The sequence below is a fragment of the Mycobacterium sp. genome (assembly GCF_032159765.1).
Taxonomy (GTDB): Bacteria; Actinomycetota; Actinomycetes; order Mycobacteriales; family Mycobacteriaceae; genus Mycobacterium.
In genome coordinates, this window is record NZ_JAVHWM010000076.1 from 1 (window position 1) to 10,720 (window position 10,720).

At 62.3% G+C, this 10,720-nt stretch carries 12 protein-coding genes; 4 read left to right on the forward strand and 8 right to left on the reverse strand.

What is annotated here, in order from left to right:
- Positions 1 to 166 precede the first annotated feature (166 nt).
- Positions 167 to 1,057, forward strand: a complete 891-nt coding sequence (locus tag QOH60_RS08750; protein WP_526419194.1) for a hypothetical protein — start codon at positions 167 to 169, stop codon at positions 1,055 to 1,057.
- A gap of 16 nt (positions 1,058 to 1,073) precedes the next feature.
- On the opposite strand, the gene QOH60_RS08755 is transcribed toward QOH60_RS08750, so the two are convergent.
- From QOH60_RS08755 to QOH60_RS08770, 4 genes are read right to left on the reverse strand one after another with little or no spacing between them, the layout of a single operon-like run.
- Complete coding sequence (locus QOH60_RS08755; protein WP_526419196.1) at positions 1,074 to 2,702, reverse strand: AMP-binding protein; 1,629 nt, start codon at positions 2,700 to 2,702, stop codon at positions 1,074 to 1,076.
- A gap of 20 nt (positions 2,703 to 2,722) precedes the next feature.
- A complete protein-coding gene (locus QOH60_RS08760) occupies positions 2,723 to 3,184 on the reverse strand; it encodes an arsenate reductase ArsC (RefSeq protein ID WP_526419198.1) in 462 nt (153 codons plus the stop codon).
- 1 nt (position 3,185) lies between these two features.
- Complete coding sequence (locus QOH60_RS08765) at positions 3,186 to 3,929, reverse strand: aquaporin (protein WP_526419200.1); 744 nt, start codon at positions 3,927 to 3,929, stop codon at positions 3,186 to 3,188.
- A 6-nt stretch (positions 3,930 to 3,935) separates the two neighbouring features.
- Positions 3,936 to 4,337, reverse strand: coding sequence for an ArsI/CadI family heavy metal resistance metalloenzyme (locus tag QOH60_RS08770; RefSeq protein WP_526419202.1), 402 nt, complete (start codon positions 4,335 to 4,337; stop codon positions 3,936 to 3,938).
- A 98-nt stretch (positions 4,338 to 4,435) separates the two neighbouring features.
- Between QOH60_RS08770 and QOH60_RS08775 the strand changes: the two genes are divergently transcribed.
- A complete protein-coding gene (locus tag QOH60_RS08775) occupies positions 4,436 to 4,795 on the forward strand; it encodes an Rv2640c family ArsR-like transcriptional regulator (RefSeq protein ID WP_526419216.1) in 360 nt (119 codons plus the stop codon).
- 24 nt (positions 4,796 to 4,819) lie between these two features.
- Positions 4,820 to 5,419 (forward strand): cation efflux transmembrane domain-containing protein, encoded by a 600-nt coding sequence (locus QOH60_RS08780; RefSeq protein ID WP_526419204.1) that lies wholly within the window; start codon positions 4,820 to 4,822, stop codon positions 5,417 to 5,419.
- 323 nt (positions 5,420 to 5,742) lie between these two features.
- Here the strand turns inward: QOH60_RS08780 and QOH60_RS08785 are convergent, their stop codons facing one another.
- Positions 5,743 to 6,798 carry a cation diffusion facilitator family transporter gene (locus tag QOH60_RS08785; RefSeq protein WP_526419206.1) on the reverse strand — a complete coding sequence of 352 codons (1,056 nt, stop codon included), beginning with the start codon at positions 6,796 to 6,798 and terminating at the stop codon, positions 5,743 to 5,745.
- A gap of 440 nt (positions 6,799 to 7,238) precedes the next feature.
- On the opposite strand from QOH60_RS08785, the gene QOH60_RS08790 reads away from it, so the two are divergent.
- Entirely contained in the window at positions 7,239 to 8,054 is an 816-nt protein-coding gene (locus QOH60_RS08790) for a YncE family protein (RefSeq protein ID WP_526419208.1), read from the forward strand.
- A 207-nt stretch (positions 8,055 to 8,261) separates the two neighbouring features.
- Here the strand turns inward: QOH60_RS08790 and QOH60_RS08795 are convergent, their stop codons facing one another.
- The 3 genes from QOH60_RS08795 to QOH60_RS08805 form a co-directional block, all read right to left on the reverse strand.
- Entirely contained in the window at positions 8,262 to 9,341 is a 1,080-nt protein-coding gene (locus tag QOH60_RS08795; protein ID WP_526419210.1) for an NAD-dependent epimerase/dehydratase family protein, read from the reverse strand.
- A gap of 96 nt (positions 9,342 to 9,437) precedes the next feature.
- Positions 9,438 to 10,313 carry an SDR family NAD(P)-dependent oxidoreductase gene (locus QOH60_RS08800; protein ID WP_526419212.1) on the reverse strand — a complete coding sequence of 292 codons (876 nt, stop codon included), beginning with the start codon at positions 10,311 to 10,313 and terminating at the stop codon, positions 9,438 to 9,440.
- A gap of 44 nt (positions 10,314 to 10,357) precedes the next feature.
- Positions 10,358 to 10,720: DoxX family protein (locus QOH60_RS08805; protein WP_526419214.1), on the reverse strand; the 363-nt coding region annotated here is incomplete at its 5' end.

The following is a 10,720-nucleotide window of genomic DNA, read 5'->3' on the forward strand; positions in this document are numbered from 1 at the left end:
CCCTCCGAGACGCCTTCTGCGCCAGTCGGGCAGATCATCGAAATTCCCGGGTTGGCACCGATCACGTTGCCGGTGTTCCCGCCGCCTGCGCCGCCACAGCCTGAGGGCTGACCCGCACCAAAACCTCGCGGCTGCTCCACTTTTCGTGCGCGGCGCTCTACCGTAGATGATTGTGCCGTTAGACAATCCGGATGCGTCGCGCATTTCGGCCGCCGATCACGCATTTGCTGTCGTTGCGGCCGTCCGCGACGACCCGGCGGCGCGCCTGGCTCTCATGCGTCGGCTGTATGAGGTGCCGCGGGTTGTCGACCGTGGCTATCTGCCGTACCGGCGTGCGGCGTCCGCATTCATGGACTGGCAACTGGGACGGGGCCTGTTGAACCCGCCGGGCGATGTGAACCCGGGCAGCCCATGGTGGCGTGCGGCGAACGAGACGCTGTTGCGCGACACAGCCGAGGCCCGGGCGTTCGCCTTCGGGCACGGCGGTAGCGCCAGCTCCGCGCAGGTCGACACTCACCTGAGGTTCATCAGGGACCCAACCGCGCGCAATTGGTATCGCGCACATAATGTTTCGATCGTTGCGGCCTATCTAGCCAGCGAGGAGCTGGCCCGTGCGGAGGCACGGGTAGAGCGGTTCTTCATCAACGTCGTGCTTCTGCGAGTTCTCTACGCCCACGCGCTCGTGGCCGCGCCCAGGCTGGCCACGGGCTGGCTTTCGCCGTTTGCCCGACTTCTGGGCGACCCTCGACTCGGCTTCACGGGGATCTTCCTGTCGCTGTCGCGCATCCTGCCCGATCGGTACCCACTGGGCGATGACGTGGAGACATACATCGCGATGGAGCACGGGTTCGGTCACGCGCTCGATATCGGTGTGATCGTGCCGCGGTTGCGGGCGCTCTACGACTGGTCGGCAATCGAACTGGATCGGCCTGGACTTTGCGGCTTGCTCACGGACCAAATGCCTTCATATGCATGGGATGTGAACGATTCCGAGGTCTGGCAATTCAAGCCGTCCAGGTTGGCGCGTGCAGCGCGCCGGATCATCCCGGCCAGGTGAGGTGACGTCCTTGCGATCAGTCCTCAGTGGGCTGAAGTCCCAGCAGTTCTAACGTCACCGCGCGCATCTCCACCTTGCGGACTTTTCCCGTCACCGTCATCGGGAATTCGTCGACGACGTGGACGTAGCGGGGAATCTTGTAGTGAGCGAGCTTGCCGGTGGCGAAGACTTTGACCGCGTCGGCATCCAGCGGCGCGCAGCCGGATTTCATCCGGATCCATGCGCAGATCTCCTCGCCGTACTTGGCGTCGGGCACGCCGATCACCTGGGCGTCCTCGATGTCGGGGTGGGTGTACAAGAACTCCTCGATCTCGCGCGGGTAGATGTTCTCCCCGCCGCGGATCACCATGTCCTTGATACGGCCGACGATATTGCAGTAGCCGTCCTCGCGCATGACGCCCAGGTCGCCAGTGTGCATCCATCCATCGGAATCGATTGCTTCTGATGTCTTTTCGTCGTCGTTCCAATACCCGAGCATCACCGAATAGCCCCGGGTGCAGAACTCGCCGGCTTCACCGCGCCGAACCGCCTCACCAGTCTCGGGGTCCACGATCTTGATCTCGACATGTGGATGGACCCGGCCGATCGAGGACGTGCGGCGCTCGAGGTCGTCCTCGATACGAGTCTGACATGACACCGGCGAGGTTTCCGTCATGCCGTAGGCGATGGCGACCTCGGACATGTTCATGTCGCTGACACAACGCTTCATCACTTCCACCGGACACACCGCGCCCGCCATGATTCCGGTACGGAGCGTCGATAGATCCCGCTCGGCGAACTCGGGATGGTTCTGCATCGCGATGAACATCGTGGGCACGCCGTAGACGGCGGTGCAGCGCTCGGATTCGATGACAGCAAGCGTCGTCCCGGGCTCGAAGGCTGGTGCGGGAATTACCATCGTGGTGCCGTGCGTGGTGCACCCGAGATTTCCCATCACCATCCCGAAGCAATGGTAGAAGGGCACCGGGATGCACAGTCGGTCGTGCGGACCGAGGTTGATCAGCACGGTGGCGAAGTAGCCGTTGTTGAGGATGTTGCGGTGCGACAAGGTGGCACCCTTGGGGAAACCCGTTGTGCCGGAAGTGTACTGGATATTGATTGGGTCGTGGTTGTTCAGCGCGTTCATTCGTGTTCGCAAGTTCTGCGGACTCACGCGCTCGGCACGGTGACGAAGCGTGTGCCAGTCGTCGGTGTCGGCGAACAGCACTTCGGTCAGTGTTGGACATTGCGAACGCACTTCGTCGATCATTGACCGATAGTCGGAGGTCTTGAAGGACGTCGCCGAGATCAGCGTGCGCGTGCCGGACTGATTGAGCACGTACGCGAGTTCATGCGTCCGGTAGGCAGGGTTGATGGTGACCAGGATCGCCCCGATCTTGGCGGTGGCGTACTGCGTGATCGTCCACTCGGCACAGTTGGGCGCCCACATCCCGACACGGTCGCCCTTCTCGATACCGAGGCTTATCAAACCCTTTGCGGCGAGATCGATTTCGTCGTTCAGATCGGCGTAGGTCCATCGTCGCTTGGATGCGACGTCGACGAGCGCCTCAACATCTGGGTGCGCCGCGACGATGCGCTCCAAGTTGGCCCCGATGGTCTCCTCGAGGATCGGCGGTTCGACGGGTCCAGACGCGAAGGATTCCATGAGCTTATTGTCAGCCAACGTCAAGAATACGGTCTAGGCGGTTCGTCTTCTGTGGAGCTAGGGGTATACCCCCGCCCCTTTGCCTGGATGCCGAGTTCGCCCAGCAACGTTCGCACCCGGCGCTCGATCTCGTCTCGGATGGGCCGCACGACATCGACAGATTGGCCGGCTGGGTCGGGTAGGAGCCATTCCTCGTACCGGCGTCCCGGCAGCACGGGGCAGGTGTCTCCGCAGCCCATGGTGACCACAACATCGGCGGCCTCCAACATGTCGGTGGTCCAGTGTTGAGGTTGCTCGGCGGTGATGTCGATGCCCTTCTCTGCCATAGCGGCTACTGCGGAGGGGTTCACCTGATCGGCTGGTTCTGATCCGCCGGAGTAGACCACAGCGCGGTCCCCGGCGTATTGCGCGAAGAAGCCCATGGCCATCTGCGAGCGGCCAGCGTTGTGGGTACAGAGGAACAGCACGGTGGGTTTGGTCATTTCACTCCATCGGTTGGTGAGGCACCACAGCTTTGTCAGCGGCGTTCGTCAGATCGGGGTAGAGGATTACTGTCAACGCCAGTCCGATTGCGCCACCAACGATCTGAGCGGCGATGAAGGGCACCACGGAGCTAGGCGCAATCCCGGAGAATGAGTCGGAGAACATACGGCCCACTGTCACGGCAGGATTCGCGAACGACGTAGAACTGGTGAACCAGTACGCGGCACCGATGTAGGCACCGACCGCCGCCGCCGATAGTGCCGCCCGCCCAGTCCGCGCGAGGGCGAAGATCAGAGCGACCAGGCCAGCCGTTGCTACCACTTCGCCGATCAGATGCCCCGTGTTCGCGCGGTCCTTGGTCGCTAGCTCGACGACGCGGCGGCCGAACATGGCGTTGGCGAGCATCGCCCCGCAGATTCCGCCTGCCACTTGAGCACTCGCGTACATCGTCATGGTCTGGGCGGTGATGCCCGTCGCGGATCGGCGGCCCAAGAGCCAATCGGCCAGCGAGACAACGGGGTTGAAGTGCGCTCCGGACACCGGACCGAATAGCACAATCAGTACGGCGAGGCCGAGGGCGGTTGCAGTGGAGTTTTCGAGCAACTGCAAGCCGGCATCGTTGGGTGATAGTTGCGTGGCGGCGATGCCTGACCCGACGACGACCGTCACCAGCAGTGCCGACCCGACGAACTCGGCAAGTAGGCGTCGCGGCAACTGCTGATTCGGCTCTATCCGGCTAGCCACTGGTGGTCAGCAGCACGCAGGCGCGGGTTTGTCGCCGAATGTCTCGGAGTCAGCCAGGACGGTGTAAATTTCCCACTTCTCTCCGCCGGGTCCAGTGACCCAAACCTTGTCTTGTGTGGCGAAGCAGCATGTCGTTCCCATTTCTTCTTCGGTGAACATGCCTTCGGAGGCCAGGCGGGCGATTTCGGTGTGAACGGTATCGGTGGACTCGACCTCGACGCCGAGGTGGTTGATGGTGCCGCCCTTGCCAGGGTTTTCCAGAAGCACGAGCTTTAACGCGGGTTCGGCAATCGCGAAGTTGGCGTAGCCGTCTTTGATTTTGGCCGGATCGGTGTCAAACAGCTTGGAGTAAAACGTGATGGCTTCGCCGAGGTTGTCAACGTTGAGAGCCAGTTGGACGCGGGACATAACGGCCTCCTACCTGTAAGACGTATGTCGAACTTGTGGTGTCACCGATGATGCCACCTCTTCGACATATGTCAATGTCGTATGGCAAGATGGCTTGCATGCCGAAGGCTTTGCCTGTTGTCGATATGTCCGCTCCGGTGTGCTGCTCCCCGGTTGCGGCTGGCCCGGTAGGTGACGAAGCGGCGTTGGAAATTGCATTGCGCCTCAAAGCCTTAGCCGATCCGGTACGGGTCAAGCTGGTGTCGCTCTTGTTCAGCAGCCAGGCCGGGGAGGAATGCAGTTGCGATCTGGCGGCGGCGGTCGGGTTGAGCGAGTCGACGGTCAGCCATCATCTGACACAGTTGCGGCGGGCTGGTCTGGTGGAATCAGAGCGGCGAGGGATGAACGTCTACCACCGCCCTCGGCGTGAATCGTTGATCGCCCTTTGCACGGTGCTCGACCCGAACTGTTGTCGATGAAGGCAACTGAGGAACCGTCCTACCGTGTCTGACGCCCGTCGCGCCACCCTCACGCGACGGATTCGTTACTGCGTTGCGGCGACTATTACCTACAACGTGATCGAAGCGGTTGTCGCGATTAGCGCCGGAATGGCCGCCTCCTCAGTCGCACTCGTTGGCTTTGGTCTTGATTCGTCAATTGAGGTGGCGAGTGCCACTGCTGTCGCGTGGCAGTTCTCGGGGCGTGACCCCGAGGCTCGCGAACGGACCACACTGAGGATCATCGCCTTATCCTTCTTCGCCCTTGCGGCATACGTCGTGGTCGAGTCCGCGAGGTCGTTGCTGGGAGCATCAGAAGCGGCGCCGTCCACCGTCGGAATTGCCCTTGCCGCTGTCTCTCTGCTGGTTATGCCGGTGCTGTCCTATGCACAGCGCCGCGCCGGCCGCGAACTGGGATCAGCGTCGGCGGTGGCCGACTCAAAGCAGACGTTGCTTTGCACCTATCTGTCTGCGGTGCTGCTAGTCGGACTTCTCGTCAATAGCTTGTTCGGGTGGTCATGGGCTGACCCCTTAGCCGCCTTGGTGATCGCTGCGGTCGCTGTCAGAGAAGGCCGCGACGCCTGGCGGGGCAATCATTGCTGCTGAATTCTTCCGCCGTCGATGCGCGAGTTAACGTCAAGGCCGTGCATCAGATGCCCTGACCAGCTCAAACCTGGTGGAGCTAAGGGGATTCGAACCCCTGACCTACTCGATGCGAACGAGTCGAATTGGGCGTTTGCGTGCGCTAACCGCGTTGGACACCTTAAGAAATAGCAGGTCAAGAGGTTGGCGACGTTGGCCCGTGGCGAGCGTTGTCGGAGCTACTGCGGACGAATTGCGGAGGCAGTCCTCCTGTCCCGCCAGGGAGAGAACGGACGCTGGCCGTGCGAGGCGGACGCCGACTTCGATACAGGGGCACCCCCCTATTGCTAGTTCAATGGTGGGTGTGTGGTCGCTGGGTAGGCGTGTACGAGGGCAGACGATAGCTTCGGGACGGCATGGGTCAGAGTGTGCTCGGCTTCGTGCGCGATGCTGTGGGCATCGGTGAGGCTGGTGGCGGGGTCGATGTCGAGTTCGGCGTCGGCGTGCAGGCGGTGTCCGATCCATCGCATCTTCACGCTGCGGACTTCGGTGACGCCGGGTTCGGCGGCCAGTGCGGCTTCGGCGGCGTCCACAAGGGCGGGGTCCACTCCGTCCATGAGGCGGCGGAACACATCGCGCACGGCGGTGCGCAGAACGGCGAGGATGGCGACGGTAATCAGCAGGCCAATAATGGGGTCGGCCAGGGGAAATCCCAGCGCGACGCCACCTGCTCCAAAGAGAACGGCCAGTGAGGTGAATCCATCAGTGCGAGCGTGCAATCCGTCAGCGACCAGAGCGACTGAACCGATGCGACGCCCGACGCGGATGCGATAGACGGCGACGAGTTCGTTGCCGAGGAAGCCGATCAGCCCGGCGGCGGCCACCCAGCCCAGATGCGAAATAGGGTCGGGATGAATGAGGCGGCGGACGGATTCGATTCCGGCGATGATGGCCGACAGGGTGATCATTGCGATGACGAACAGTCCCGCTACGTCTTCGGCGCGACCGAAGCCGTAGGTGTAGCGCCGGGTAGCGGCTTTGGTGCCGAGTGCGAACGCGATCCACAGCGGAATGGCGGTCAGGGCGTCGGAGAAGTTGTGGATGGTGTCAGCCAGCAGCGCCACCGATCCCGAGATCACCACGATCACCAATTGGCCAATAGAGGTGGCGGCGAGCGCGAGCAGACTGATCTTCACCGCGCGGATACCGGCGGCGCTGGATTCCAGGGCACCGTCGATGCTGTCGGAGGCGTCGTGGCTGTGCGGGGCGAATACTTCCCGCAGCGCGGCACCGATCCTGCCGACGCGTCCGCCATGGCTGTGTCCGTGACCGTGGTCATGACTATGGCCAGCGTCGTGATCGTGTCCGTGCTCTGCGGTGTCTTGGTCGGCTTCGTGGGTCATGAGCGGATTCTCTTCATCGGGTAGCCGACGACGGGTAGCCGACGATGCAAGCCTCCGTATCTGCATTCATACGCAGATAGTAGGCCTCTTGGGGAGTCATCGACAAACGACCGCTGGTGCTTGGTTGCGAGAGTGTGGCCGCTAGCTGTGGGAAGGCGCGGCTCAAGCCTGGCGGGTGGCGAGTACGGTCGAAGCCAGCGCAGTTTGAGCTGTGAGCGCGGGCCGGGCGAAGGGTGACGGCGGTGCGATGGCGGACACGACTCCTGGCCGCAACTGCGGCGACCGTTGCCTTGGCGGCATGCTCGTCATCACCGCAATCCGGTGTGCAGACCAGTGAGTTACCGCTGCGACAAGTGTCAGAGACAGCGCTCAGCGGTGGTCCTGTCAGGTTTGACTACACCGCACTAGATGACCAGCGAGGACGGCTATTCATCGCGCACATGGGTGCCGGTGAACTCATCGACGTTGACGTGCGGGCGCACGCCATGGTGCGGACACTTCCGAATCTGCCCGACGTACATGGCGTGATCGTCGTCCCCGACAAGCATCGGGTCTATGCGACCGCGACCGGAAGCAATCAGTTGGTCTCCATCGACGAAGACTCCGGCCAAGTCGTGTTCCGCGCCCCGACCGATACCTATCCGGATGGCTTGGCCTACGACCCCATACGCCGCACGGTGTGGACGAGCAACGAGAGTGCGGGCACCGAAACTGTCATCGACGCCGAAACGGGCACACCACGTAAGACGATTCCGTTGGGCGGTGAGGTGGGCAACGTCGTCTACGACACGTTCCTCGACCAGATGGTCGTCGCGGTACAAGGCCGCAACGAGCTGGCCGTCATCGACCCCGACAGCTTCACCGTGACCGAACGGATTCCCACCCCCGGCTGCGATCACCCGCACGGCCAGGCTCTCGACATCGGCGGCCAAGTCATGTTCGTCGGCTGTGAAGCCAACGCCACTGTGGTCACGGTCGACCTTGTAAACCGGAACGTGATCGACCGTCACGGAGTCGGCGAAACACCCGACGTATTGGCCTACGACTCAGGAACCAACCGCATTTACGTCGCGGCGGAAAGCGGCTGGATCAGCATCTTCGATCACGACCACGGACACCTGACGGTACGCGGTTCGGCATACCTCACCGATGGGGCGCACTCACTTGCTCTCGACCCCAAAACCCACCACAGCTACATTCCAATCCCCAAGGACCACAACGGCTCACCCGTGCTGCGCGAGTACGAACCCACCTGAGGTGCACGCTCCGCACCCGACTGATTACTCGACGCTGTCAGCGTCCGCGAGTGATCGCCAGTCCCTTTGGTGTGACGGCATGGCGATCCGCTGCCACTCCCCACGCTGCAGCTTGGCGTACGCTCGGCCGACGCGCTGCGGGATGTACTTCCTACCTTCAAGCTACCTTCACGCCGCTACCTCACCAGCCAGCCTCGTGCGTATGGCTCAGTAAGGGTGTTCGTCAAGCCACTTCAGATAGTCTTCAAGCGCTTCTTCGAAGGTGTATTGGGAACGCCACCCTGTGTCGCGGGTCAGCAGATCCGCGTTGTATCCGTTTGACGGGTACGGTTGCGCCCGAAGCGTTTCCGGATCCAAGTTCACTTGTTGCGCGGCATCCGGGCGTATCCGGTAGAGGGTCAGCAGCTGTTCGCGTGCGCTGGTGGTGTAGCCGCTGGATAGGTTGTAGATGCGATGCGGAAGGGCGTCGGCATGAATCATGCTCATGAGCGCATTGGCCGTGTCACGAACGTAGGTCAGTGGGGACACGGCGATCACGCTCCACAGTTGCGACAGCGGCACGCCCATATATCCCGCGCCGGCCATCAGATTTCCCTTGCCCGCGACCGTGTGAACCGCGCGGCCGATGGGACTACCCATCTCCCTATAACCCGGCCCGAACTGAGTCGGAATACGTAGCACAGCGACATCGAGCAGGTGCTGGTTCAGCTTCTGATTGGCGTGCACGGTCGCCGACCCGCCCATCTGCCAGGGAGCGGCATAATCAAGCGCGATGCGCTCCAGGGATCGTTTGACGGAGACCTCAAAAGCCGGTAGCGCGAGCGTTCTGCTTCCATCGGGCGCGGTAAAGGCGCCCATGGCATGGGGATCGTCATCGATCGCAGCTTGAACAGGGAAGCGCGTGTCTTCGGCGAATGGCGGTGCGACGCCGCCATAGACCGCGATCGAACTCACGAGCAAGAAGCGCTTCACGGCGGTGGCCTCCGCGGCTTCCAGGCAATTGAAGATCATGTCGTAGTTGGCCCGGTTGGACGTACGGGTCTGTGCGTGTTGGTGGGCCTGTGCCGTATGTATCACCGCGTGAAAGTTGTAGCGGCTGAACAGGTCGAGCACTTCCCCGCTACGCGCCAATTCCACGGGTTCGATGGTGACGAGCTCGCGGAGGTCTCCTAGCTCTTTCTCGATTCGGTCGTGTCCGTGACGAGCGGTGATAACAACTGAAGTACCTTCGGCGGCCAAGGCACGTGCGGTATTGAGCCCGACCAGCCCTCCGCCACCGGTGATCAAGATTTGAGACATTGTTGGCTACCCTTCCGAACGGCGGAGCGACATGCGCTCTGGTTGTTGTGACTCGGCTGTAGTGGTTGGTGACTACTTGCGTGGTTACGCATCGCCCAGCCCGATAAGTTGGAGTCGCAGCGCATCCAATTCGGAATCGGACTGTTCCTGGACGAGACGCAGAATCTGTTCCGCGTCGTCGCCCAGGGCCGCGCGGATCGGTGGCGGTACCTGCTCGACCAGCTCGATCACGCGGTCCGCGGATGCCTCAGCGCTCAGTCCCGCGTTCTGCATGTTGTTGAGTGACTCGGTGAACTTGCCGAACGCATAGCCGTAAAGTGCGCGTTGCTCATCGGTCATGGCGTCGGAAATGCGTTTCAACGCGGCGGCCGTCTTGGCGGGCCCTCCGGTGCGCATGTTGCCGGCCTGCACCATCACGAAGGCGATCCCGAACGGCTTGAGCTCGAGACGATAGACGTCGGCGAGCGCCTCAAATGCCGCCTTGGAGGCACTGGACGGACCGTCGAAGGGCACCGGCAACCGGCCCGTCATTGCGCCGATTTGGACGATGCGACCGCGAGACTTGCGCAGCGCCGGAAGAAAGCCGTTGATCACGGCCATCGCCCCGAAGACATTCACCTCGAACTCGCGTCTGATGTCGTCCAACGGGATGACTTCAAGGGGTCCGGGCGTCAGTGTGCCGGCATTGCTGATGAGGACGTCAAGCCCGCGCTCACCTAACTCATCCGTGACCTTGCCCACCCAAGCCGTGACCGCATGCTGATCGGTGATGTCGGCAAGGGTCACTGCGGCATTGCCGGCTGACGCCTTCTCCAGATCCGCGGCATCCGTTTCTGACCTTGCGGTGCCGAAGACGCGATAGCCCTTGGCTGCAAGCTTGATGGCCACCGCCCGTCCTAGCCCGCTGCCCGCCCCTGTGATCGCGACGGTGGGTTGGCGCAATTCCATTGTGTTAGACATCTTTTCACTCCCTTGGGATTTGGTGGTCAGTCCGATTTCGGAAGCTAGATCGTGGCGACCCGGACGACGGCGGTCGCGACAGCCAACACAAGAAGCAGCGTGGCAGGGCCGGCGTTGCGAAGGTCCTGTGCTCGGGCGTGAGTCACGATGCCGCCGACCATCAACAGGGCCAGTCCGACCGCGGCAGCGATACCAAGCACTGGGACGACAAATCCGGCGGCTAGTCCTAGGGCGCCAGCGACCTCCAGTGCCCCGACCACGCGCCACTGTTGCGCCCCGACGTGTAACTGGTCGCGCATCTGCAATGACTGTTTGGCGCCGACGAGTTTTAGGGCGCCTGAGCCGAGGAATGCAACCGCTAGAAGCGCGCTAAGGACGATGATGGCGATGGACATTTTGAACCTTTC